Origin of the sequence: Flavobacterium esculini, from assembly GCF_048284325.1 — a bacterium.
GTDB lineage: Bacteria > Bacteroidota > Bacteroidia > Flavobacteriales > Flavobacteriaceae > Flavobacterium.
In genome coordinates, this window is sequence record NZ_JBLVPI010000022.1 from 1 (window position 1) to 25,301 (window position 25,301).

Below are 25,301 nucleotides of genomic sequence, written 5' to 3' on the forward strand. Positions count from 1 at the left end.
TCAATTTACCCCGAAATTAGGTGGTCAATTTGAACTGGAAAGTGGTGGTCAGTTTGCTCTGGAACTGGTGGTCAATTTACACTGGAAAGTGGTGGTCAATTTGACCGGTTTTTCCACTAACCTACTATTTGATTTTATTTTTTTTGCAATTATTGTAACAGTATTACTAGCCATATTTATTTCTGCCATAATATATTTTTTCTTTGTAACTAACAGTTGGGTTCAATCAAATTATAAATCCGATAAGCTATTTCATTCTATAATTAGCGGCATAGTTATAATAGGAATTTACTTCACTATAAAAACAATTATAAATAAAAAAATTAAAAATTTTCATAATAGTTTTCATAATATACCTCATCTCTTATTAAAAGGAATACCAAAATAATTTGATAAATATTAATCATTTACACTGAGCAAAGTAATCAAGCTCTAGTCGTATTTGACCAAATGCGGAGATTAAACGCATTAATAACCGCACTATTTGCGGATAATAAATTTAAGTGCGGAGAATAATTCATATATTTACCGCAAATTACGCGGAGAATAATGAAATATAGCTATCAAAATGAAAATTGGCCATCCTTTACTTGGGACGCAACCGCATTGCAATCACTACTTGGAGAAGTAAGAAACAGGCAGGGCAAACTCATGGGAAAAATGGAAGCAATGGGATTTGCGCTGCAGGAACAAGCTTTGTTAGACACCTTAACAGTTGATGTTTTAAAATCCTCTGAAATAGAAGGTGAACTATTGAATACGGATCAAGTACGTTCTTCCATTGCTAGACATTTGGGAATGGATATCACAGGATTAGTTCCTTCTGATAGAAATGTTGACGGAGTAGTAGAAATGATGCTCGATGCCACACAAAATTTTAATTCCGCTTTATCAAAAGACCGATTATTTGGTTGGCACAACTGTTTATTCCCAACAGGAAGAAGCGGAATGTATAAAATAAATATTGGCCGATGGAGAACCGACGATAATGGTCCCATGCAAGTAGTTTCTGGTGGTTTTGGAAGAGAAAAAATACATTTCCAAGCTCCAGATGCGATTCTTTTAGAGAAAGAAATGAATCAATTTTTAGATTGGTTTTCTAATGAAAAGACTTTAGATCCCGTATTGAAAGCAGGAATTGCCCATTTATGGTTCATCACCCTCCACCCTTTTGATGATGGGAATGGTCGTATTGCTAGAGCTATTACTGATATGCAATTATGTAAGGCTGATGGTAGTTCTAAACGTTTTTACAGTATGTCAGCACAAATTCTTTTGCAACGTAACGAGTACTATACAATTCTGGAACAAACTCAAAAAGGGAATCTTGGCATTACAAAGTGGTTACAATGGTTTTTTGAAAACCTCTTAGCGGCCTTGAATGCAACAAATAGTACCTTAGAACAAGTACTATCAAAAGCTAGTTTTTGGGAGAAACACAATAACATATCATTGAACGAAAGACAAAAATTACTTCTTAATAAGATGCTAGATGGCTTTGAAGGGAAACTGACCACAACAAAATGGGCAAAGATTACAAAATGTTCTCCTGATACCGCTTTAAGAGATATTCAATATCTAATTTCAAAAGAAATCTTAATGAAAGATGATAAAGGGGGAAGAAGCACATCTTACACTATAATTATGTGAAAAAACTTGCACTACATTATTAAATATTTAAAAATCAATTGATTAGCTATTTAATAGCTGATTTTACAGAAATTAGCACCAAATTTGACCAAAAATCGGGCTGTTTTTCTCTTTAAAAAAAACCTGAGAAATCCTTAAAAAGAAGACGCTTTTTATTTATATCTTTGTAAAGTATTGATTTTACTGATAAAAAATCAGTATGATTACCGGACAGATAACAAATGATGTTTTTTTCGCAGTAAAATTGCTAATTTCCGTAAAAAAAATAAAAAAATTATTCCCATACTGTACCTTATGAACTGTCAAGTATTATAAAATAAGGCTTGTTAATTTCTGCATCGGGAAGTAGCAGAACAAACTAAATCACTAGTATTTTAACTCGATTTATACGTTATTTTTAGATTTGTACCTCAGTTGTACCTCAAAAATTGAAGTAAAAAAAATATTTTTTGGCTAAATCATGACACTCACAAATAGTCACCTGGGACACCTACCAGTTCACATTTCTATGAGTACAAACATGAAGATTGTAGCATCTGTGAATTCTGTAAAAATGAATTTACGAGAACTCTTTTTTTGTAATGCTTCACCGCTTTCCCTAAGCTTTCTTGGATGTACTTTATAATTAGTAGAAAAGAGTAATTTAATCACCTCTTTTTTTCTAATTAAACCTGACTGACATCAGAATGGTCTGTCATACTTTAAAAGCTTTTTATTCTATAAAATACTCCTATTCAACAAGATAATATTTTAATATGATTTATAATTCAAAGATTAAAATTCAATAAATAAAATCTAATGCAGCATAAAAAAATAAGTTAATTAATAGTTAAACAACTAATTTACAGTTATTTACTATTTATAAATTGTATCTTTGAGTGTGGTTTTGATTCCTCACTTGAGTAAAACTATCTGCAAAGAAAAGTTGATTCAAATAGTCATTTCAAACTGAATGGAATGAATTGATAAATGATAAATCAGAATCTACATCGGAGGTCCCTTAAAAGGCCTCCTTTTTTTATTGTTAAAAATTAATTTTTCTCTTTTTTTCCTCATTATGTTCTTTAATTCCAAACAATCATTATATGATTTACTTTTTCTTTTCTTCGTCAACAATTAGCTTCAAAGAATTAATATAATCAGTATCAAATTCTATAACTCTTATCTTGTTTTGCTTAAAACTCATTTCTCCTTCAAATTTTCCTTCTGTTCCTAAAAAATCTATCACTAGTTCTTCGTCATTTAGCTCTATGAGTTTACCAAGATAAACAGCTTTATCTGACTTTTTTGTAATCTGGAAAATTTTATATTTATTTTCTAAAAAATTTATAATTGAAGCTAAATCTTTAAGCGGAATTATTTCCTCTGCGCTAGTTTTTAACCCTTTAAGTTTAATTACTCTTTCTGTGAATTCATGATCTTTGTCTTGAATAATTGACTTTACATTTTTGTTTTTTAATATCGTATAGCCATCAATTATAAAATCAACAGGATTATTTTTCAATAAAATCCAATCTTCAGTCCAATCAATAAGAAAACCACTAAAAATATCTTTTTTGTCTTCAAATTCTATTGAAATTAATTGTCGTAAGTATTTTTCCATTATGTCTTTTAAGTTTTGGGAGCAGTCTTTACTAGCCTTATTTCGCCGGAAGGTCAGGATAAAAAACTTCAAACAAATCTAAATTTAGCTAATAAGTAGGTAAATATATTGGATTTAAACTACAATTAAAATTCTTTTCAAAAAAAGTCACTTAATAATTCTTAAAAGAACACGAGCCGTAAAAGTTTACAAATCGCTTTTAGAAACCATGCAGGGGGAATCTTTTATCTGAAAATCGCATAACAAATAAAAAGTGGTCTATGGGTATGACCACTTTTAAAATACTAAAATTCAAACAAAAACAGTTTTTTTGTAGCTATTGAATATCAAAACCTAACTAAACTTTTTTTGTTCTTTTTGCAACAGGTGTAAGATCCGTCAAGTTTTCTATTTTAATGGGACTACCCGATTCTATACTCTTTCTTGCTGCTATTCCTATTAATACTGACATCACTCCATCTCTTATCCCTGCTGATCTAGCATATGGATCTTCTACATCAGGTGTTTTAAATATTTTATCATGCAATCGTTTATCTCCACCTCCATGCCCTCCTTTTTCAGTAGGGACTGATACGGTATCAAAATTTTTCCATAATTTATGAACTATAATTGATTCAGTACTGGTGTCTTCTACAGCAGATTGCTCCATTTCTTTTGCATGCATTTCTGCTTGATTGGCAACAACATTTTTGTTGTAGGGTATATCTAACGAGGCTTCTATCCTTCCTTCGGTACCATTAAAAGCTATTCTCCATCCTTCATAAGGCGAATACGTTGTTAACGAATAATTTACGGTTACATTATTTGCATATTTTATCTGAGCTGACATTTTATCATAAATGTCAATTTCTTTTCTAAAAACACAATTGTCTCTAATATACCCATCGTGCTTTTCATTGGCTACATAAAGATCCATTAGATGTTGATCTTTTGTAATATCGTAATAAAAATTACAATTAGATTTATGTTCGCAGGTTCGGCAATTTTCTCCTCTAAACGGACCGCTGGCGCCATAATGTTCTAAATCTCCATAAGCAAATACTTCAGTCGGATCTGAATCAATCCACCAATTCAACAAATCAAAATGATGGGTAGCCTTATGCACCCATAATGACCCTCCTTTGTCCTTTTGACCATGCCATCTTCTAAAATAAGACGCGCCATGATAAGTATTTAAGTACCAATGAAAATCCACTGAAGTAATTTTACCAATGGTGTTATTGGCTAAAATCTCCTTAATTTTAGTGGTATACGGACTCCAACGATAATTAAATCCAACGATAAGATTCTTACCTGATTTTCTTTCGGCATTCAAAATTTCCTGCGATTTATTTTCATCAGTGGTAAGTGGTTTTTCTGTGAGTACATCACAGCCAAACTCTAACCCTTTTATTATAAACTTATGGTGGGTTGCATCAACAGTAGTAACAATAATTAAATCCGGTTTAGTTGTCGTCAACATTTTATCAAAATCTACAAATGTTGGACAACTGACTCCCATAAATTTTTTTGCATATTGAAGCCTTCCTGGATTTATATCGCTAAGTCCCACAAATTCAAGAATATCTGAATACTCTTCAACGAGCCTCTTTCCCCAAAAACTAGTTCCTCGAACTCCAGTTCCTACAAGAACAATTCTAATTTTTTTTGAACTTCCAAAATCGAATGAACTCATTGGAAATGCGCTATAGGCGGCCAACATACTTATTGAAGTTAAAAACTTTCTTCTTGAATTTTCCATATTTTTATTTTTAATGTTTCTTTATAGTATACAAATTGAATTACAAATCACTTATTGAAAACTCCAAAACAGGTTGTATTCCAAATCGTGTTATTTTTAATTTTTATTACTTATTGAATTAACAAAATAATAATGAACGATTTCGTAAATAGTATAAAAAATATAACGCTATGAATTATATTTTCATCAAATAATTTCACAAAAAAATGCTATAATAAAATCGAAATCAATTTTAAAATAAATTTATTAAAGATCCATCCTGCTCTGTCATGATATTTAAGATTTAATTTTAAAATACATTCTAAAAAAAGCTGATGTATCCTTTATTATGCTGTACGGGCAGGCTATTCACTGCAAGTCCGCAGGAAGCTGCCCATAAATCACAACCTCAAAACGAGCTTCCTTTGGTCGCTGTTTTGGGGTTTGTTTTATAAAAGGCCTCTTCCTTTGCGTGCTCTTCGTTGCTATCCTTGACAGGGGATTGGTTTCCCTAATCCACAAATTACTATACTATCCCAAAACTAAATCAAGAAAAAATAGTACCTTTAATACATGAAAAAGCATCACAATATTGTTATAGCTGGAGCTGGTGGAATTGCCGAAGCTGTTGGTTTACTATTAATGGAATGGAGTGAAGTAACCCCTACTCTCTTTATTGGCGACAGAACCCATTCAAAAGCAAAAAAAGTAGCACATTGGATTCAAGAAGGAACAACAAAATCCGGTTTCATTAAGGACTTCCACCTTGCCGAAAATGGCTTAACGGATGAAATGACCGCAATTTTGCGTCAAGGAGATATTATTCTGGACTGCTTACCCGGTAGCCAGGCACCTAGGATAGCCCAGTTTGCCAAAGATTTTAATCTGCATTACGCAAATCTCACAGAATATGTTTCAGAAACCGAAGAAATAATGGCTTTGGCAAAAGATGCAAAAACTGGCTTTATACTTCAAACTGGTCTCGCTCCTGGCTACATCGACTTGCTGGCCAATGGACTTTTTCAACAGTTTTGCATTGACTTTGAAGTAGATCAGGTGGATAAATTAGAAATGAAAGTTGGCGCTCTGACTAATCATGCTGTTGCTCCGCATTATTACGGATTTACCTGGAGTCCGGTAGGAGTAGCTACAGAATATCTAAAAGAAACCATAGTCTTAAGGGACTTTAAAAAAACTACACTACCATCATTATCAGAAAGAGCAACTATCATTATTGATGGCATTGCTTATGAAGACGATTTAACCTCTGGTGGTGCAGCAGATTTACCTGATGCATTATTAGGAAAGGTACGTTCGCTTGACTACAAAACCTTGCGACATCCGGGTCATTATGCTTGGATCCAAGAACAAGTTACTAATTTAAGAGATTCCTCTTACGCAATTAAAAACCTTCAAGAAAAAATGGAAGCTATAATTCCTCATATTGAAGATGACAAAATTGTTTTGTATGCAGCAGTAGAAGGCAAAGATGCAACTGGAATGTTGCGTAGAAAAGAGATTGCAAAATGCATACTTCCGCAAAAAGTAGGGAAACATCAATTGAGAGCCATCCAAACCACTACGGCAGCACCATTAGTTCAAGCAGCCCAATTGTTGCTCGAAACCCCTCATAGCGGAGTTGTCTTGCAAAGCCAAATTGATCCAAAACAATTTTTAAATGGAAATTATATCATACGTGTTTACGGCAAGATGTAAAGACAGTTCCTAAATGCAATGAACATCTTCATTACTTAATTAGTTAATTAAGATATCGTTTGGGCATCTTTAAATTGTCTGTGAGATCACAATTAAAATTATTGCTATCAAAGCTAAAAAAAGACCTGCAAAATTCATTTTAGTCAATTTTTCCTTAAAAACTATAATCCCAACAAGGCTTCCAATAGTGATTACGCCCATATTCATCCCTGCAAAAACAGTTGACGGATTTTGAACAAATACTTGATGTGCTTTTAGATAGAAAAGAATATTTCCAAAGTTAAAAATACCAACTAAACCGCCAAAAAGAATATTTCTGATATTTAATGGTACTTTACTGAATACTACTTCATAAATAACAGCCCCAATCATGATTAGCAGCGCTATTCCAAAAACAATAAACAATGAAGTAGTATACGGTAAACTTGTATAAAGGGCAATTTGTTTAAAAAGAATATCTATAACTCCAAAGCCAAGTAAAACTACTGCTGGATATATCCATTTATTTTCGGTGTTTTGAGGAGGCTTAGCGAGAATGAGCAATAATGCTGGAAAACCAACAACAAGCGCAGCAACTTTTAACATATTAAAATCTTCTTTGAAGAGTAGCCAAGCTGCCAAAATAGGTATAAACAACGAAAGTCGTTGAGCAGCATCCGTTTTTACGATACCCATATGTTTTATGGATGCAGCCAGAAAAAGAAATATAGAGGGCAACAAAATACCAATAGTTATATAAATACCCCAAGATGCCGAAGTTCCTACATTACTAAGTGCTGGACTAAAGAACAAATAACAAAGAATGAGAGCAAACACATAATTTGAAGCTACAATTTGAGTATTACTTACAGTATACTTGCGTGAAAATTTAAATAGTACACCAACAGTTACACTGCATATGATGCTTAGAATTAGAAATAACATAGACACTATTTTTGACTGTAAAACTACTATTTTTGTTTCTACATTGTCTTTTTATTAAAGCAAAGAAAATCTTCACAAGTTTCCAATAGCTATTTCTTTACTTTTGTATAAATCATTAAAATTATGGAAAAGGAGTATTCTGTTGCAATATATCCTTCCGAGGCAATTATTTCATTGGTTAAATCCATGAAAGAACAATTGGCTAAGGAAGTGGGTTGGTTTCACAGTAAAAATTCTATTGGCCATATCACTATTTGTGAATTTAAGGCTACAGATAAACAAATTGAAATTATTAAAAATCAACTGAATCGATTGTGTGACACTTTACATCCAGTCAAAGTAAGTTTAAATGAATTTAGTTCCTATCCAAATGGCGCATTTTTTATTTCACCCAACAACGATTCTAAAAACATTTTAAAACCCATAATAAAACGAATTCAAGACTCACTTCATATTCAAAATATGAAAAAAAATAATGATCCGCATCTTTCCATTGCACGAAGACTAGCTCCGGAAAATCTCGAAAGAGCTCAAACTTTATTTACCTCAATAGCCATCCATTTTTTGTGTGACAGTATTGTTTTGAGAAAATTTGATGAGAGTATAAAACAGTTTATTGTAACTGATACCTTTAAATTCAACAACAATCCAAAACCAGAACCCATACAGGGAACTCTTTTTTAAGAATTAATCACTCTTCAACCATCCCGTAATACTCATTCTGGTATTTTGGGTAACCAAAACTTCATGGACTAATTCATCACTTTTGAAGAAAACAGTTTTACCCTGAGTAGGCGAAATTTTCTGATTGTTACCCAATTGATGAATAAGCAATTCGCCACCATCACTTTCTTGCCAATTGCTGTTTAAATAACTAATCATGGAGTATTTTCGGCTTGGATTATTCTTGAACTGATCCAAATGTTTCAAATAAAAGTCCCCCGATTCATACAACGAATAATGAAATTCATAACCTGTTATTCCGGCATAACAACTTTGGTTCAGATAAAGAATAAATGCTTCTATTTGAGCAAAGAATTCATTTTCGAATGCGTTATTGTGCTTTTTGTCAAGCCAATAAATGGAATCGCTTCGTATCGCGCCATCATAAGAAAGTTTCTCAGAATTCCCAATTCCTGCAGCCATCAATAAACTGTCCTGATTCAAAGTAAGTAAATTTTGTTTTAAATTATTGGCCAAAGTGGCACTCAAAAAATGTTCGGATATACCTACCTTATTTTCAATATAAGTAGCAATCAAAGCCTCAAAGCTATTTTCCATGTCTGTTTTCATTGACTGCATAGACCGCCAACGGGACAAGATAGACTAAATAAAACTGTTAGAGTCTCATTATGAAATAAATAAAAAATAATATTGAAAACTCATTCCATGATAAATAAAAAAGACAAAACACAATATCAATTTTAATCTTAAAAGTCATTTAAGAAATTACAAACTTATAATTCCTTAAATGACTTTTATGTTTTAATAAATAGTACGTTATTTATAATTTACTGATAAAGCTACCGTAAATATCCTTGAACTGATACCCCTCAGAGAAGCGGTCTTTGCTCAGTTTTTTGTATTCTACCAATCCCCAAAGTATAAATTCTTTCATAAAAAATTTATCTTCTTTTTGCAGTTGGGGTTGATATTTCTTGATAAGAACTTCCAGAGGTACAATACTTCCCAGAATTCTTTCATATTCTTCATCGGAACAATCGTCTAATAATTCAAAACCGCTTTCGGCAAAAAACCAATCGATAATATCGGTATAAGGCGTTTTTTCGTCTTGCTTTTCCAGTTTTTCTATTTTTGGAAAATAAGCAGGAAAAAAAGTATGAATCGCATCACCTAATAAATGCTGTGCCACGGCAGCAGCTCCCTCCTGCTCTCCTTCATAAACTAATTCCACTTTCCCAGTTATAGCAGGAATGATCCCCATAAAATCAGACAAACGCAAAGTCGTTTTATCTTCTCCAGACTTCAATGCTCTTCTTTCTGCTGTACTTAATAAATTCTCTAAAGCGGTAATACTTAATCTCGCACTCACACCACTTTTATTATCAATATATTCGCTTTCTCTTGCTTCAAAACTGATTTGTTCCAATAAATCCCTTGCCAAAGAAGGCACATAAACCATATCGCTTTGTGCCATATCCAATTTTGCTTCCTGTTCTGTAATGGTTCGAGCAATTTTAATGGTTTCCGGATAATGCGTCAAGATTTGGGAACCAATTCTATCTTTTAATGGCGTTACAATACTGCCACGATTGGTATAATCCTCAGGGTTTGCGGTAAAAACGAATTGCATATCCAGTGGCATTCGCAACTTAAAACCCCTAATCTGGATATCTCCTTCCTGTAAAATATTAAACAGCGCTACCTGAATTCTAGCCTGTAAATCAGGTAATTCATTGATAACGAAAATACAGCGATTCGCTCTAGGAATCATCCCAAAATGTATCACACGATCATCCGCATAAGAGAGTTTTAAATTGGCTGCTTTTATCGGATCGACATCGCCAATCAAATCAGCAACAGTAACATCTGGTGTAGCCAGTTTTTCAAAGAAACGGTCGCTTCGATGCAACCATGAAATTGGAGTTTCATCTCCTTTAATTTCAATTATATCTTTGGCAAAACGTGAAATCGGCTGCAACGGATCATCATTAATTTCGGAACCGCTAACAAATGGAATATATTCATCTAACAATTCAATCATTTTGCGTGCCAGTCTTGTTTTGGCTTGACCACGAAGACCCAATAAATTAATATTGTGACGTGATAAAATAGCACGTTCTAATTCTGGAATTACGGTATTTTCAAATCCATGAACTCCTTCAAATGTGGGCTTTCCTGACTTAATTTTTTCTCTGAGATTAGAACGTAATTCATCTTTAATGCTTTTGCTTTCGTAACCTGATTTTTTTAATTCTCCGAGTGTTTTTATATTTTCTATTTTCATATTACTTTATAATTGCTATTGAAATTATTATTTATTCTGGTCTCCATTAAAACTGATAACAAAGACTACAAACTGACTACTATTTTATTCTCTTCTTACGATTTGTTTCATAATCTTCAAAAATCATTTCACCAAGTCCTTTTAATCCGGTATAAAATGCTTTTCCTTGATTGGCCTCTGCAAACTTATTTACAAATTGTTGCAAATACGGATCACTGGCAATCATAAAAGTGGTTATTGGAATGTGTAATTTTCGAGCCTGTTGTGCCTGATTGTAGCATTTATCGACAATATATTCGTCGAGTCCGTTACTGTTCATATAATAAGAACCGTCTTTTTCGCGAACACAACTTGGTTTTCCATCGGTTATCATGAAAATTTGTTTGTTGGTATTTCGTTTTCTGCGTAGAATATCCATAGCCAGTTGTAAACCGGCCACGGTATTAGTGTGAAACGGCCCCACTTTCAAATACGGCAAATCCCGGATGGAAATTGTCCAGGCATCGTTTCCAAAAACTAAAATATCTAAAGTATCTTTTGGGTAACGTGTTGTAATCAATTCAGCAAGAGCCATCGCTACTTTTTTTGCAGGAGTAATACGGTCTTCGCCATACAATATCATACTGTGGCTGATATCAATCATCAAAACCGTACTCATTTGGGATTTATACTGCGTTTCTTCAACAACTAAATCATTTTCGGTCAACATAAAAGCATCGACACCATTGTTGATTTGAGCATTACGCAAGCTTTCAGTCAATGAAATTCGTTCCAGTCCGTCACCAAAATGAAATTCCCGAAATTCACCTGTGTGTTCATCTCCGTTTCCGGAATGCTTGGTTTTATGGTTGCCGCTTCCGGAACGTTTCAGATTACCAAAAATATTATCTAAAGCCTGTTGGCGAATGGCACGCTCTGTTTTGGCAGTAATTCCTATTCCTGAAGTTCCATCATCTTTGAGTTCATCTCGGATGTAACCTTTTTTCTTCAAATCTTCGATAAAATCATCAATGGTATAATGTTCATCGGTGAGTTTATATTCTTTGTCCAATTCTCGCAACCAGTCAATTGCTTCATCAAAATCTCCCGAAGTATGTGTGATTAATTCTTTAAAAATACCAAAGAGCTTATCAAACGGAGACTGAAATGGGGCTTCGTATTGCTTGAAATAAAATCCTTTTTGATTGTCATTTTTCATAGACTTTAAAATTACATCTTTTTAAAATGTAGTCTAGACAAACGTTTATTAATTTTTAGTTAAAAACATTGAAGTCATTAAAAGGAAGTGCTTAATCAAAAAAAGTTAATTAAAAAATTTTCCATCGACATAAAACCAACTCCCTTTTTCGAATTTGAAAGTAGATAGTTCGTGATGAATTTTTTTTTGAAGCTTACTGTCTAAGAAATAAGCTTTGAATTCTACTGTAGTACCTGTTGTGTTAATAATTTCTAATTGGAGCCACTGATTACTGGTTGCCCAATTTAGAATTCCAGTTTTAGAATAATATTTTCTCTCTGCAACAAGTGTTGTTGCTAATAAATAATCAACTTCATGTGTTGCATAAGCTGAATATCTCGAACGCATTAAAGATTCAGCAGTTGAGGATTTTTGAATTCCTTTTATAATTGGCTCACAACATTCCTGAAAGTTTTTTTGAGAACCGCAGTAGCATTTTTTTGCAATCATTTTTTTTTAAATAATTTTTAAAATGTACCCGTTGCTTGTCCGTCAAGTGCAATTATTTTTTGGTGTAATTGATTCAATAATACTTGATATTTACTAATTTCGATTAGGTCTTCATCTTCTTCTGCAAAATCAAGTAATTCATCCAGTTCCTCGCTAACTTCAACTAATTTATTGTTAGCTTCTTTAGCATTTTTATTGGCAATCAAATCAATTATTTCTTGAACACCATTTTTCAAATCTGCAAATTTATTATTTTTCATCTTTAATTATTTTCTGAAGACTTATCTTCATTAAACTTCTTTACAATTTGTTTTAATTTTTCCTTACGAAGCATTTCAGCTTGTTTTACTTTATCTTGTGCTTTATGCAATTTATCGTTGTGCTTTTTTATATTTCTTTCGTTATTTCTACTCATTATCTTTTTTTTTAATGATTAAATCAATTATTTGATTCAAAAACTGATGCAAAGTTCGGTTTATTTATTGAAATTTAAATTGTTTTTAATTTGATAATTTTATTTAATTTGATAATTTTATTTTTAATAATAGTCATTTTTTTCAGAACAGTATTTTCTATTCTTATATATTTAAAATTCAATACATCATATGCTTTTTTTTGCAATTAATAGTTTTTATCTCAAATACGCTATACCAATAAGTGCCGTTTATTATAAAAAAAGCTGCTTAACAATCTAAAAATTAAGAATATGACTATAATAAGAAAAGATTATGCTTCTATTCTATTTTTTTATACTTTTATTTTTTAATCAAATAATCTTGGAAATAATATAAATGGAGCATAAAAAACAACCTAAGTTCATCAGTTGGTTCTTAGATAGACCAAAAACTACAGGGGTTCTTACGTTCTTATTCTTAAGCTATGTTGCTTGTTTTATCGTCTCACAACAATATAAACTTATCAAAGAAGATGAGCAACGAGAAATGAATACTATACTTCATGTCGTTCATCAAAACATCGAACAATCGCTCAAAAACTGTTATACAACTACCTTAACATTAGCGCTTACAATTAATGATAAAGGTGTACCGGAAAATTTTGATTATGTGGGTGAAAAATTAATGGAATCAAATAATAGTATTAGTGCGGTTCAATTAGTCCCTGGAGGAGTGATAAAATATATCTATCCAATGAAAGGGAATGAAGCAGCTTTAAATTTAAATATTTTAAAGGCTCCATATCTTAAAGAAGCATTAAAATCGGTTGCAAGTAAAAAAATGTACTTTGCAGGTCCTTTAAAATTAAAACAAGGTGACGTGGGAATTGTGGGTAGATTTCCCATTTTTCATAATAATAAATTTTGGGGTTTTTCAGCTGTTATTATTAAATTAGAAACTTTTTTAAAATCTTCCGGAATTAATAATGTTGATGATTCAAAATATTATTTTCAATTTTCAAAGAAAAATGCTGCTAGCCAAAAAGAAGTTTTTTATTTACCTAATAAAAGTGATTTTTCTAAAAAATATAATATATCTACCTATATCCCTGATGGTGACTGGAAATTATATCTAATATCTAAACACCAAAATTATCTTTATTACCAAATTTTAATTCCTGCAATTATTGGGTTTATTTTGGCAGCCCTTTTTGGTATCTTAATATATACTCTTTTAAAAATACCTGAAGAATTACAGTCTTTAGTAAATACGCAAGCAACAAAACTTTTGAATTCTGAGATAAAGTTTGAGGCTATTTTTGACCAGGCTGCTATGGGAATCGCTTACATAGATTCATATTCCGGTAATTTCATTGAGATTAATCAACAATATTGCCACTTACTAGGATATTCACGTAAAGAAATGAAAATGAAAAATTTTCAATCAGTTACGCACCCAGATGATTTAGAAGAGGATTTAATGAATTTAGAAAAACTAAGAAAGGGAGAAATTAGGTCGTATTCTCTGGAAAAAAGATATTTAACAAAGTCCGGTACTATAATATGGATCAGCCTTACCGTATCTCCGCTTTGGAAAATAAATGAAAAGGTAACCTCTCATATTGCAATTGTCGAAGACATTTCGTTAAAAAAAGAAGCTGAAGAACTAATTAAAAAAACAGAAACGCGATTTAAAAGTTTATTTGATGACTCACCTCTTCCTTTAAGAGAAGAAGATTTTTCTGAAATTAAGAAATACTTTCACGAGCTTAATCTAATCAATGAAAAACCCGAAATAGTTTATAACTACCTGTATAGCAACCCAGATGTAGTTATTAAATGTAATTCACTAATTAAATTGATTAATGTTAACAATGCCTGTCTTAAACTTTATAAAGTCAAAACTAAAGAAGAATTAATCAATACTAAATCTAATCTACTCGATTTTAGATCTACAGATGATTTCATTAAACATTTAATCGCAATTACTCAAGATAAAAAACAATTTGTTTTGGATTCCAGGATAAAAAATGCCGAAGGAGAATATCGAGATATTAATTTAAGATGGAACGTAATTCGAGGTTATAGAAAAACATTTGAACGAATTATTGTCTCCACAGAGGACATTACACAGCGGAGAGCCACTGAAAAAATAATTCTCGAGACAAAAAAAAGAGTAGAGTCGCTGATTAATACAATTGACGGAATTGTTTGGGAATGCGATATTGAAAGCTTTTCGTTTAGTTTTATCAGTAAAAAAGTAGAATCCATATTAGGCTATACACCAGAGGAATGGTTAGCAAACCATACTTTTTGGGTGGATCATATTTATAATGATGATAAAGAATGGGTTCAAAATTATTGTAAGTTCCAAACTGACGCTAATTTAAATCATGATTTTGAATATCGAATGGTTGCTAAAGATGGAGCAGTTGTTTGGCTAAGAGATATTGTAAATATTGTTTTTGAAAATGATAAAGCAGTAAGCTTACGTGGAATTATGATTGATATCACTAAAACTAAAGAAGCCGAAAAAGCTTTAAATGATTCTTTCAATTTAGTTACGGAACAAAATAAAAGACTCTTAAATTTCTCTTACATTGTCTCCCATAATTTAAGATCTCATACCAGTAATATTGCTTCAATTATGGATTTAATAGAATCTTCTGAATCCGAGGAAGAAAGAGAGCAAATGATACAATTATTAAAATCTGTCTCTAATTCACTTAATGAGACAATGCTTCATTTGAATGAAGTAATAAACATCAGAACTAATATAGGTTTAACTTCTGAGCCTTTAAATTTGCACCAATATATTGATACAGTCCAAAATGTACTAAATGAACAAATAACATCTAAAGGGGTTTCTATTTCTACAATCATGCCAAAGAATGTCATCATAAATTACAATCCTGCTTATTTGGAGAGTATTCTCTACAATATTATTTCTAACTCTATTCGATATAGTCATCCGGAACGTAAACCAACAATAGTAATAAAATGGTTTATAGAAAATGATCTGAAAATACTTCAAATTTCTGACAATGGAGTTGGAATTGACCTTGTGAGAAATGCAGATAAGATTTTCGGAATGTATAAAACATTCACTAACAATGCAGATTCAAAAGGAATTGGGCTTTTTATAACAAAAAATCAAATTGATGCCATGGGTGGAAATATAACGGTAGAAAGTGAACCTAATATAGGTACTACATTTAAAATTTATGTTCAATGACAAAAAAAATAATCTGGGTAGTAGACGACGATGCTATTTACCAAATCATAGTCAACAAAATCATTCAAAGATCTGAAATGTTTTCAGCAATTTCCTCTTTCAAAAATGGGAAAGACGCCATTGATACCTTACAAAATTCATTGGAAAATATTGAATTGATTCCTGATATCATTTTATTAGACATTAATATGCCAATTATGGATGGCTGGGAATTCATGGAAGAAATGGGATTATTAAAATCCCAAGTAAACAAACAAATTAATATTTATATAGTAAGTTCATCTATTGCTATTGAAGACAAAAACAAATCAAAAACGTATCCAGATATTTTAGGCTATTTATCTAAGCCTATTACAACCGAGAATTTAAAAATGATTGTCCCAAATGATTAAACTATTTCTTTCTTTATTACTTCTAAAGTTTTATTGGTAAAGATCAGTTCATTTATTATTTTTTGGCGCAAAATATTCAAATCATCATAATCGAAATACTTAGCCCAAGAAGTCAAATTAAATAAATTTCGAATTTGCTTGATTCGTTTAGTGGTTTCAAAACTCGTTCGAAGTATGGCTTTATTGTCATATTTCGGATTATTTTTATGTTGGTAATTGACTGTGTTTTTTATGTAATTTGCTTCTAAATAATACAATTCCTCAACAGCATTATCTGGATAAAAATTAGTCCATGGCGCAAAACCTAATTTTGTTTTACTTTTATTACGATATTCAGTATCAACAATTTCTGGTTCTAAAGGTTCTAACCTCCATTTACTGTTGGCTAATCTTCCCCAGTGATTTGACAAGCGATACATTCCTACTTTAGTATAATAATATTTACTTCCGGATTTACTATCATATTGAATTTCTAATCCTATTATGCAATCTAAATATACTTCATCAAAGACACAAAAAGTTTTTTTGAAGGAATTAGGGCTGGGACGAAATATTTTTTCCATTAAACAAAGGTAATCAGAAAGTCTAAAATAGAACAAGACAAGTAATATTTGATTAACTTTGCCAACTAGAATTATTTTAAATAAATTGATTATGACCAAAGCTTCAGAAGAAAGAATGTTACAAAAAGGTGTTTACACCGGAATTATGGAAAAAGATGAAAACAACAACTTTTTTTGTGGTGAATATCTTTTAGACTATAAAATGGCCCAAAAACATACTATAGGTGATTGGATTACAATAAAATCAATAATTGAAAACCCAAGCGACATCAGTTATAATAAATATCCAAAAAAGTCTAAAAATTTCGACAAAGCCAATAACAAACCACAACAATAGTACCTTTTCATGTTGCTTTTTCGACAAAAAAACAGAATTTAAGTTCTTTTTTTTGAATATTTTTTTGTCACAAACCAAAAATTAAAAAAAAAGTATACCTTTGCAAAAAATTTGTCGATTTAGAAATCAAATTATATTGGTTTTATATTAAAAGACAAGTAGTTACCTTTATTTATGAAAAAAATAGTTGAATACCGCAAACTACTAAATGTAGACAAAACTGCTGAGCTTAAAGAATTAAAAACGATTTATCGTAATGCGATGAAAGAAGCGCATCCTGACAAGTTTCAAGGAAATGATGAAGGATTAAAAGCTGCAGAGGAAAACAGTAAAAAAATTATTGAAGCTTATCACTTTTTGGTAAGTATCAATCCTGAAACTCTTAAACAAAATTTACCTGAGTATACTGAAACAATAGCAACTGCTACAATTTCAGATTATAAATTTGTTGAGGGCAGATTGATTATCAATTTTTCAAACGGAAGCGTTTACGAATACATCAGTGTTCCTAAAGCAACTTACGTAAAAATGGTAAATGCTGATTCTCCTGGTAGATTTGCAAAAAGACATATCCTTAATTCTTTTACATGGAGAAAAACAATCAATCAAGATTAATTTTTTCAAAAGAATAAAAAAATATTTAAGCATCCTTACATAAGGGTGCTTTTTTGTTTAATACCAATAATAAACATATTTTCTTACAAATACAAAACAAGAAAAAAAACAATAAAATAAATTATCATTATGTAATTAACTTGTTTTTAGTATTTTAGCAATCCCAAAAAAAACTAACAATACATATCATGACAGACCTTTGCATTTTCTACAAATCCCAATATAATAAAGCAAAAGAAACACTTGATATCCTGAAACAAGAAAAATCTAAAATAGACAGTAATTTAAAATCTGACCCTATTCCCTCTAATTTACACAAAGAGTTAAGAAGAATCAACCTAGACATTAAAATAACCACAAATGAACTAGAGCATGCCGAATCTGGTATTCTTAAATGCGGATTAAATATAATCCTGTAAAATAAGAAATAAACCTAAGGGGCTAAGGTTATGAATGCCTTTTTTTATTTTACATTTCTTTCATGAAATTATTTTAAAACTTTTAAAAATAATTATTATCTACTTTTTATAAACAATTGCTTTAAAAAAGTAATTACAAATAAAGCATACTCCGTTACGCTATTAAGAATAAAAAATTATAACAAAAATTTAAGCTGTAAAATTATTAATAATTTATAATTTTAAATACTTTTGCACACTTAACTTAATTAACTAATAATGAAAAAAATAATTTTATTCCTTTCGGCTGTTGTAATGCTGACTTCTTGTACCAAAGATAAATACACCATTTCTGGAACTGCAACTGGATTTGAAAATGGAAAAACAGTAATTCTTGAAACCCCAAATGAAAATGGTAGTGGTTTAACTGCAATTGATACTGTAAAAATTGAAAATGGTAAATTTGAAATTAAAGGAAAAGCTATCGAACCTTCTTTTCACACAATCCAAGTAGAAGGAGTACAAGGAAAAATACCTTTTATATTAGAAAATGGAGACATTAGCATCGTTGTAAATAAAGACAGCATACAAAAATCTAAAGTATCAGGAACTTACAATAATGATGAATATGTAGCTTTCAATGAAGAAATCACAAAAGTTCAAAAGAAATTAATCGATTTCCAGACGAAAAATATGCAAGCAATGAATACTGCTCAACAAACCAAAGATACTGTAGTTATCAATGGATTGATGAAAGAGTTTTCTAAAATTCAAGAAGAAGTAGGTACGGCTTCAAAAGCTAAATATGTAACATATGCTGAATCGCACCCAAAATCATTCATATCCGCCTTAATTATCCAAGGAATGCTTAATGACCCAAGTACTGACCGTGCAAAATCTGAAAAATTATACAATAGTTTAGAAGAATCATTAAAAAACACAAAACCAGGTAAAGCAATTAAAACTAAACTTGCCGAAATGAAATCACCATCTGTAGGAGCTACACCTCCTGCACCAGCTCCAACTGCAGAAGCTAAATGAAGATCAGATTTTTCAGGTCCTAATCCTGAAGGGAAAGTAATTTCTCTGAAAGAATGTTTAGGAAAAGTTACAATAGTTGATTTTTGGGCATCCTGGTGTGGTCCTTGTCGCAGAGAAAATCCAAATGTAGTAGCTATTTACAAAGAATTACATGCCAAAGGACTTAACATTGTTGGCGTATCTTTAGACAAAGATGCTAAAGCATGGAAAGAAGCAATTGTAAAAGACAAATTGACTTGGAATCATGTTTCCAATTTAAAATTTTGGGATGAGCCAATAGCTGCACAATATAAAGTTCAATCTATTCCTGCTACTTTTATTCTTGATGCATCAGGAAATATAGTAGCAAAAGATTTAAGAGGCGACGAATTAAGAGCAAAAATCATAGCGCTTTTAGCAAAATAAGTTACTTAAATCGACTAAAACAAAAAATCTCCCTAGTGGAGATTTTTTTATTTTATTCAATACCAATACTTTAAAAATAATACTAAAATTAAGTGTAAATATAGTTTGAAAACTTCAAAACAGTTTCTATATTTGCACCCGGTTAGCACAATAAGCAATGCTTGTTGAGTCTTGGGGAGATACTCAAGCGGCCAACGAGGGCAGACTGTAAATCTGCTGTGTAAACTTCGCAGGTTCGAATCCTGCTCTCCCCACTAAAACTCTTCAAGCAATTGAAGAGTTTTTTTATAGCAAAAAAGTAGCCTTGTTTAAAGCTAGATCTATTCGATTTATAATACAAAAAATCCCATCTCAGTCTAAAGTGAAATGGGATTTTTCTATTTATAATTTTGTTTTTTTATTCTAAGATAAAACTCACACTTACGTTAGCCGTAATATTGATTTCTCCCACTGCAAGTGTTTCTCTTGGTGCTGCAGCATCACTCATTTCCATTGTTTTCATGGCAGCAAATCGAATCGGTTGTGGATAATAGGTTTGTGAATTATCAGAGATTGTCATCGCACGACCCACTTTTTGTCCCAAAACAGAAACATAGTCCTCTGCTTTCAATTTAGCTTCTTTCATAGCCAGTTTTCTTGCATCAGATTGATATTGCGCTAATCTTGAAGATTGAAAGGTAACATTATCAATTTTGTTGATTCCTTGGTCCACTAATCCTTCCATCAATTCGTCATATTTTGATAAATCTTTCAACAGAATTTCGATAGTTTGCGTAGCATTATAATTGTGTTTCTTTTTTTCATAATCGTATTCTGGATTTAGAGAAACACGTTGCGTTTTATAATCCGCAGAATCTAAGTTCATTTTTTTTATAAACTTTAAAACAGCTTCAGTCTTAAGGTCATTTTGTTTTTTAACTTCTTTGGCATTATTTCCTTTTGTTTCAATAGTAGCTAATATTGTCGCTTGATCCGGAACAACCTTAACTTTACCTTCTCCATTTACGTTAATTTGGGGAACTTGTTTAATTTCTTGTGCATATGACATGGTCATGAACATGATAGATAGAATTAGTACTGCTTTTTTCATTTTTGATATTTGTTTTAAATGTTTTTTGTTGTAATTCTCTTTCAAAAGTTATGCCATTATAGTTTTCCTAATTTTTCCATCACAAAAAGAATAATTATTGGAATAGCCAATAATATAACCATTAAAGTGTGATCGACCAACAATTGAGGTTCTTTGACAAGTGTAATCAAATATCCGCCAACAGCGCCTCCAAAATGAGCAGTATGACCAATATTATCATTCTTTGCCTTCATTCCGTAAATAGAATATAATAAATAGAGGATACCAAAAAGATAAGCAGGAATTGGAATAATGAAAAAGATACCCAACATCATATCAGGTTGCAATAATATTGCTGAATACAAAACTCCAGTTACAGCTCCAGATGCTCCTACAGCTCTGTAATTATATTGGTCTTTGTGGAAAAGCATTGTCAATAAACTTCCAAAAACTAAACTTCCAAAATAAATAAAAATAAAGGATAAATCACCTAAAAAACCAATTACGACAGGTGCAAAAAAATAAAGGGTCATCATGTTAAAAATCAAATGAGGTAAATCAGCATGAAGAAAACCAGATGATACCATTCGTAGCTGTTCGCCTGCGCGAATACTCCCAACGTGAAATTCATATTTTCTAAAAAAGGAAAGATCATTAAAACCCTTGTAACTAATTAAAACATTTACAACAATTATTGCTATTAAAAAGGTATTCATAAAGTGTATTTATTGTGAATTGTAAATATAGTCATTCTCAAATGCAGACACAGTAACTAGTCAAAATTTATCTCGATGTTCATTTTTGCATTATATTTGTAAAAAAAATTCTGCATGCAATTTCTTATTTTTATTATCGCTTACCCCTTTCTTTGGATTATTTCTATTCTCCCATTTCGTATTTTTTATTGGTTATCAGATGTAGTATATTTTTTAATCTATTATATCATTGGGTATCGAAAAAAAGTTGTCAGAGCAAATCTAGCCATGGCGTTGCCTCTTCTTAATAACGAAGAACGTCTTGTCATAGAAAAAAAATCCTATCAACATTTATGCGACATGTTTATGGAAATGGTAAAAACCATGACTATTTCATCGGAAGAAATGAACAAAAGATTTCTAATAACAAATCTAGAAGTCATTAAAGAATATGAAAAAAAAGGCAAAAGTATTATGCTTATAGCCTCTCATTATGCAAGTTGGGAATGGTTGATAACACTGAACCAAAAAATATCTTTTCAAGGTGTAGGCGTTTATAAAAAATTAGCCAATAAATATTTTGATAAACTCGTTAGAGACATTCGATCAAAATACAATACTGAATTAGTTCCAACAAATAAAACAATACCATTGATTGCATACAATCAAAAAAACAATATTCATTGTGTATATGGCTTAGCCAGTGATCAATCTCCAAAAGTGGATAGAATATTTCATTGGGATCACTTTATGGGTATTGAAGTACCTGTTCATACCGGACCTGAAATGTTAGCAAAAAAATACGACATGTCAGTTGTTTTTGCGAAAGTAAAAAAGGTAAAAAGAGGGTACTATGAACTTACAATAATCCCTATCAGTGACAATCCTAACTCAATTCCTAATTTTGGAATTACACATGCTTATATTCAGGAAGTTGAGAAACAAATCCTTGAAGCTCCGGAATATTATTTCTGGACCCATAAAAGATGGAAACACAGGAGATAGCAGTTTTCCTATTAAAAAGAATCACGTATCAGAAACTATATAATTTCAGATACGTGAATGTATTTTAAGCTTTACAAAGAAAACCAGTTTTTCACTAATTCATCTTCTAAAGGTTGTGCGTTCTTATTAACAAACTCATTTGTCGTCGAATTATAATCATAATCCAAAGCCCAAGTTTTATGGTTTTCAGCCAATGCTTATATTGCGTTACAAACAAATTCAATTTCGGCATTTGTAGTTGCAGGATGAATAGACATTCTAATCCAACCCGGTTTTCTGATTAGATCTCCAAGACTAATTTCATCAATTAATTTATAGGATGTTTCCTGGTCTACATGTAATAAAAAGTGACCGTGAGTTCCAGCACAACTGCAACCGCCACGAGTTTGAATTCCGAATTTATCATTCAATAATTTCACGCCTAAGTTAAAATGTAAATCTTCCACAAAGAAAGAAATCACCCCTAACCTATCATGATGCTGTCCAGCAAGAATTTTAATATTTGGGATGTTTCCAAGACGTTCGAAAACAATTACAACTATTTCGTGCTCTCTTTTCAAGATATTTTTAATTCCCATTTGTTCCTTCAACTGAATCGCCAATGCCGTTTTTATCACCTGAAGAAAATCTGCGGTTCCACTATCTTCCCTATCTTCAATATTATCAATATATTTGTGTTCTCCCCAAGGATTTGTCCAGCTTACGTACCTCCTCCCGGATTATCGGGAATCAAGTTTTGATATAATTTTTTATTAAAAACTAAAACTCCAGATGTTCCTGATCCTCCAAGAAATTTATGAGGTAAAAGAAAATTGCATCCAAATAACTTTCGGAATCTTCGGGATGCATGTCTATTTTTACATAAGGACCTGAACAGGCAAAATCGACAAAACAAAGTCCGTTGTGTTGATGCATCCTTTTTGCCACTTTATGGTACGGAGTTCTAATTCCAGTAACATTAGAACAAGATGTGATAGAAGCTATTTTAAAAGGTCGTTCTTTAAATTTTTCCAATAACAATTCAAGATTTTCTATGCTGAACAATCCGTCTTCTGAAGAAGGAATAACTTCAACATCAGCAATAGTTTCTAACCAAGACGTTTGATTGGAATGGTGTTCCATGTGTGAAATAAAAACAATTGGTTTCTTTTCGGCTGGAATAGTGATGAAATTTTTTAAGTTTTCGGGTACTTTTAAACCTAGGATTCGTTGAAATTTATTGACAACGCCTGTCATGCATGTTCCGTCAGTAAAACCAACATTTTACAGCAACTGAGTAAATGAAATGTAAATACTGCCAATAAAAAGACCAATAAAGAAATTAATCTTTATTGGTTTTAATGCTTGAAGAAACATAAAATTGCTCATTTATTTTTTCCAAACTCTATCTGCAAAAGCTGCATCAACTTCAGCGTTAGTAATATGATTGGAGTAATTACTCATTAATTTTACTGCAATTCCTGCAATAATACCCAACACATGCACTTCTTCATATCCAGCTGCTAAAAAAGAATCTACGTCGGATTGTTTAGCATTACCACGCGTTGAAGTAAGAATTCGTGTTAATGTAGACAATGCTGCTAATTTTGCATCAGGAACTTGTTTTCCGTCACGAATAGCATCCGTTATTTCCGTTGGAACTTTTGACATTACGTCCGCAATAAAACTATGAGCTGCAACGCAATACTCACAATCATTCTCGAAGGCTACTGATAAAAAAACAACTTCTTGTTCCACAGCATTAAAACCGGAATTAGCTCTAAAACTATTGTAAGAATAAATATAGGAATCTAATAAAGCAGGGTTTTGTCCCATTTTAGTGTACATATTAGGGATAAAACCTAAACCTTTTTGTGTTTTATTAAAAATTTCCTGTGAGATTGGAGAAATTGAATTATTTTCTAATTTTAAATGTGCCATTTTTTATTTGTTTAAGCTAAATAACTGTTGTGCTATCTAACATTACAAAGTTGGCTTTAATAAGTCCAAAAAAGTTTTGTAATTAGTTCAACAATTTGCCTATTTGGTTCAATCTATAAGCTGAAGGAGCACAATTAAATTTATCATGAAATAGAGTGGAAAAATTAGCCAGATCATTAAAACCGCAATCAAAAGCAATATCCGTAATTCTCTCTTCAGAAATCAATAATAATTCTGCTGCTTTTTCTAACTTTTTATTTCGAATATAATTAGCGGGACTATCATTATAATTTTTTTTGAATTCTCTTTTAAAAGAGGAAAGACTAAGATTTGTCATTTGAGCAAATTCATCGGTGGTAAAATGGGAATATAAATTGTTCTCAATAACTTGTTTAAAAGAATAACTTGTGGGAGAAAAAAGTTGGGATAAAATTTGCTGAATCACAGGAGCATTTTTGGTCTGACACAATAACAAAACGATCTCTTTTAACTTTATGACCAGAATATCCTCATTTACAAGCGTTGGATTATCAAAGTAAAACAACATACCTTCAATGTATTTTTGAATTAGAAAATCATTATTGATTTTTCCTAAATTCAAACTTAAATCTCTTTTTACAGGTTCTTGAAAAATCTTTGGTAAATCAGTATCATAAATTTTTTTTAGGATTTCAGGATGAAAATGAACAATAACAATCTGATGATTTTTTGATGTTTTGCTATTCCTAATTTGGCTAAAATAATTACCACACTTTAACATTACAGCATCATTAACAGGTATAGTAATACTTTTATTTTCAATTTCATATTTAATTTGGCCCTCCACCATATAGATAAAACAGGCTTCCTCCGGCATTGGATTTGGTATTTTAAAAGGAGCTTCAATAATCACTTTCTCAAAAATGATTTTTCCAAATAATTCATATCGTTTTCGAAAGAGTATCATTAATTAGTGTCGATTTCA

Annotated in this window: 25 protein-coding genes, 1 tRNA gene and 2 pseudogenes; 13 read left to right on the forward strand and 15 right to left on the reverse strand. The window is 31.4% G+C overall.

Features of this window, described 5'->3' with window-relative positions; all coding sequences use genetic code 11:
• Together ACNQGG_RS16005 and ACNQGG_RS16010 are read left to right on the forward strand one after the other, a co-directional pair.
• A partial coding sequence (locus ACNQGG_RS16005; RefSeq protein ID WP_417965645.1) for a hypothetical protein occupies positions 1 to 388 on the forward strand: 388 nt, incomplete at its 5' end.
• Positions 389 to 549: 161 nt separating this feature from the next.
• The gene (locus ACNQGG_RS16010; protein WP_417965647.1) at positions 550 to 1,650 is read left to right on the forward strand and encodes a Fic family protein; all 1,101 of its coding nucleotides are present in this window, start codon (positions 550 to 552) and stop codon (positions 1,648 to 1,650) included.
• A gap of 1,090 nt (positions 1,651 to 2,740) precedes the next feature.
• Here the strand turns inward: ACNQGG_RS16010 and ACNQGG_RS16015 are convergent.
• Together ACNQGG_RS16015 and ACNQGG_RS16020 are read right to left on the reverse strand one after the other, a co-directional pair.
• Positions 2,741 to 3,253 (reverse strand): hypothetical protein, encoded by a 513-nt coding sequence (locus tag ACNQGG_RS16015; protein WP_417965649.1) that lies wholly within the window; start codon positions 3,251 to 3,253, stop codon positions 2,741 to 2,743.
• Positions 3,254 to 3,590: 337 nt separating this feature from the next.
• Complete coding sequence (locus ACNQGG_RS16020; protein ID WP_417965651.1) at positions 3,591 to 4,994, reverse strand: Gfo/Idh/MocA family protein; 1,404 nt, start codon at positions 4,992 to 4,994, stop codon at positions 3,591 to 3,593.
• A 552-nt stretch (positions 4,995 to 5,546) separates the two neighbouring features.
• Here ACNQGG_RS16020 and ACNQGG_RS16025 point away from each other — a divergent pair.
• Positions 5,547 to 6,689 carry a saccharopine dehydrogenase family protein gene (locus ACNQGG_RS16025; protein ID WP_417965653.1) on the forward strand — a complete coding sequence of 381 codons (1,143 nt, stop codon included), beginning with the start codon at positions 5,547 to 5,549 and terminating at the stop codon, positions 6,687 to 6,689.
• Positions 6,690 to 6,758: 69 nt separating this feature from the next.
• Here the strand turns inward: ACNQGG_RS16025 and ACNQGG_RS16030 are convergent, their stop codons facing one another.
• The gene (locus ACNQGG_RS16030) at positions 6,759 to 7,613 is read right to left on the reverse strand and encodes an EamA/RhaT family transporter (protein WP_417965655.1); all 855 of its coding nucleotides are present in this window, start codon (positions 7,611 to 7,613) and stop codon (positions 6,759 to 6,761) included.
• Positions 7,614 to 7,736: 123 nt separating this feature from the next.
• Between ACNQGG_RS16030 and ACNQGG_RS16035 the strand changes: the two genes are divergently transcribed.
• The gene (locus ACNQGG_RS16035; RefSeq protein ID WP_417965657.1) at positions 7,737 to 8,297 is read left to right on the forward strand and encodes a 2'-5' RNA ligase family protein; all 561 of its coding nucleotides are present in this window, start codon (positions 7,737 to 7,739) and stop codon (positions 8,295 to 8,297) included.
• A gap of 3 nt (positions 8,298 to 8,300) precedes the next feature.
• Here ACNQGG_RS16035 and ACNQGG_RS16040 read toward each other — a convergent pair whose 3' ends face one another.
• The 6 genes from ACNQGG_RS16040 to ACNQGG_RS16065 all read right to left on the reverse strand — a co-directional run bounded on the left by ACNQGG_RS16040 (position 8,301) and on the right by ACNQGG_RS16065 (position 12,683).
• Positions 8,301 to 8,894: a 2OG-Fe(II) oxygenase gene (locus tag ACNQGG_RS16040; RefSeq protein WP_417965660.1), complete on the reverse strand. Its 594-nt coding sequence runs from the start codon at positions 8,892 to 8,894 to the stop codon at positions 8,301 to 8,303.
• 223 nt (positions 8,895 to 9,117) lie between these two features.
• On the reverse strand, positions 9,118 to 10,581 hold the full coding sequence (locus tag ACNQGG_RS16045) for an AAA family ATPase (RefSeq protein ID WP_417965662.1): 1,464 nt from the start codon (positions 10,579 to 10,581) through the stop codon (positions 9,118 to 9,120).
• A gap of 79 nt (positions 10,582 to 10,660) precedes the next feature.
• Positions 10,661 to 11,779: a vWA domain-containing protein gene (locus ACNQGG_RS16050; RefSeq protein ID WP_417965664.1), complete on the reverse strand. Its 1,119-nt coding sequence runs from the start codon at positions 11,777 to 11,779 to the stop codon at positions 10,661 to 10,663.
• Between the two features lie 105 nt (positions 11,780 to 11,884).
• Complete coding sequence (locus ACNQGG_RS16055) at positions 11,885 to 12,268, reverse strand: YchJ family protein (protein WP_417965666.1); 384 nt, start codon at positions 12,266 to 12,268, stop codon at positions 11,885 to 11,887.
• A gap of 17 nt (positions 12,269 to 12,285) precedes the next feature.
• Positions 12,286 to 12,528 (reverse strand): hypothetical protein, encoded by a 243-nt coding sequence (locus tag ACNQGG_RS16060; protein WP_417965668.1) that lies wholly within the window; start codon positions 12,526 to 12,528, stop codon positions 12,286 to 12,288.
• A 2-nt stretch (positions 12,529 to 12,530) separates the two neighbouring features.
• Positions 12,531 to 12,683, reverse strand: a complete 153-nt coding sequence (locus tag ACNQGG_RS16065) for a hypothetical protein (protein ID WP_152556954.1) — start codon at positions 12,681 to 12,683, stop codon at positions 12,531 to 12,533.
• A gap of 376 nt (positions 12,684 to 13,059) precedes the next feature.
• On the opposite strand from ACNQGG_RS16065, the gene ACNQGG_RS16070 reads away from it, so the two are divergent.
• Complete coding sequence (locus ACNQGG_RS16070; RefSeq protein WP_417965670.1) at positions 13,060 to 15,897, forward strand: PAS domain S-box protein; 2,838 nt, start codon at positions 13,060 to 13,062, stop codon at positions 15,895 to 15,897.
• Entirely contained in the window at positions 15,894 to 16,289 is a 396-nt protein-coding gene (locus ACNQGG_RS16075) for a response regulator (RefSeq protein WP_417965672.1), read from the forward strand. The genes ACNQGG_RS16070 and ACNQGG_RS16075 overlap by 4 nt, the downstream gene beginning before the upstream one ends.
• Here ACNQGG_RS16075 and ACNQGG_RS16080 read toward each other — a convergent pair.
• Positions 16,286 to 16,852 carry a hypothetical protein gene (locus tag ACNQGG_RS16080; RefSeq protein WP_417965674.1) on the reverse strand — a complete coding sequence of 189 codons (567 nt, stop codon included), beginning with the start codon at positions 16,850 to 16,852 and terminating at the stop codon, positions 16,286 to 16,288. The genes ACNQGG_RS16075 and ACNQGG_RS16080 overlap by 4 nt on opposite strands.
• 91 nt (positions 16,853 to 16,943) lie before the next feature.
• Here ACNQGG_RS16080 and ACNQGG_RS16085 point away from each other — a divergent pair, with 91 nt between their 5' ends.
• The 6 genes and pseudogenes from ACNQGG_RS16085 to ACNQGG_RS16110 all read left to right on the forward strand — a co-directional run bounded on the left by ACNQGG_RS16085 (position 16,944) and on the right by ACNQGG_RS16110 (position 19,902).
• Entirely contained in the window at positions 16,944 to 17,189 is a 246-nt protein-coding gene (locus ACNQGG_RS16085; protein WP_416850863.1) for a hypothetical protein, read from the forward strand.
• Between the two features lie 174 nt (positions 17,190 to 17,363).
• A complete protein-coding gene (locus tag ACNQGG_RS16090; RefSeq protein WP_143387403.1) occupies positions 17,364 to 17,804 on the forward strand; it encodes a KTSC domain-containing protein in 441 nt (146 codons plus the stop codon).
• Positions 17,805 to 17,992: 188 nt separating this feature from the next.
• Positions 17,993 to 18,223: a hypothetical protein gene (locus tag ACNQGG_RS16095; RefSeq protein WP_417965677.1), complete on the forward strand. Its 231-nt coding sequence runs from the start codon at positions 17,993 to 17,995 to the stop codon at positions 18,221 to 18,223.
• A 258-nt stretch (positions 18,224 to 18,481) separates the two neighbouring features.
• Positions 18,482 to 19,243 (forward strand): DUF4369 domain-containing protein, encoded by a 762-nt coding sequence (locus ACNQGG_RS16100; protein ID WP_417965679.1) that lies wholly within the window; start codon positions 18,482 to 18,484, stop codon positions 19,241 to 19,243.
• An 18-nt stretch (positions 19,244 to 19,261) separates the two neighbouring features.
• A pseudogene (locus ACNQGG_RS16105) lies at positions 19,262 to 19,648 on the forward strand (TlpA family protein disulfide reductase); the annotation flags it as partial.
• 173 nt (positions 19,649 to 19,821) lie between these two features.
• Positions 19,822 to 19,902: transfer RNA gene (locus ACNQGG_RS16110), tRNA-Tyr, on the forward strand.
• Positions 19,903 to 20,045: 143 nt separating this feature from the next.
• Here ACNQGG_RS16110 and ACNQGG_RS16115 read toward each other — a convergent pair.
• On the reverse strand, positions 20,046 to 20,738 hold the full coding sequence (locus ACNQGG_RS16115; RefSeq protein ID WP_417965681.1) for an SIMPL domain-containing protein: 693 nt from the start codon (positions 20,736 to 20,738) through the stop codon (positions 20,046 to 20,048).
• A 56-nt stretch (positions 20,739 to 20,794) separates the two neighbouring features.
• Entirely contained in the window at positions 20,795 to 21,433 is a 639-nt protein-coding gene (locus ACNQGG_RS16120; protein ID WP_417965683.1) for a rhomboid family intramembrane serine protease, read from the reverse strand.
• Between the two features lie 114 nt (positions 21,434 to 21,547).
• On the opposite strand from ACNQGG_RS16120, the gene ACNQGG_RS16125 reads away from it, so the two are divergent.
• Positions 21,548 to 22,417: a lysophospholipid acyltransferase family protein gene (locus tag ACNQGG_RS16125; RefSeq protein WP_417965685.1), complete on the forward strand. Its 870-nt coding sequence runs from the start codon at positions 21,548 to 21,550 to the stop codon at positions 22,415 to 22,417.
• A gap of 71 nt (positions 22,418 to 22,488) precedes the next feature.
• Here ACNQGG_RS16125 and ACNQGG_RS16130 read toward each other — a convergent pair.
• The 3 genes and pseudogenes from ACNQGG_RS16130 to ACNQGG_RS16140 form a co-directional block, all read right to left on the reverse strand.
• A pseudogene (locus ACNQGG_RS16130) lies at positions 22,489 to 23,680 on the reverse strand (aminotransferase class V-fold PLP-dependent enzyme); the annotation flags it as partial.
• A 105-nt stretch (positions 23,681 to 23,785) separates the two neighbouring features.
• Positions 23,786 to 24,337, reverse strand: a complete 552-nt coding sequence (locus ACNQGG_RS16135) for a carboxymuconolactone decarboxylase family protein (protein ID WP_417965687.1) — start codon at positions 24,335 to 24,337, stop codon at positions 23,786 to 23,788.
• An 82-nt stretch (positions 24,338 to 24,419) separates the two neighbouring features.
• Positions 24,420 to 25,283, reverse strand: a complete 864-nt coding sequence (locus tag ACNQGG_RS16140) for a helix-turn-helix domain-containing protein (RefSeq protein ID WP_417965689.1) — start codon at positions 25,281 to 25,283, stop codon at positions 24,420 to 24,422.
• Positions 25,284 to 25,301: the final 18 nt, after the last annotated feature.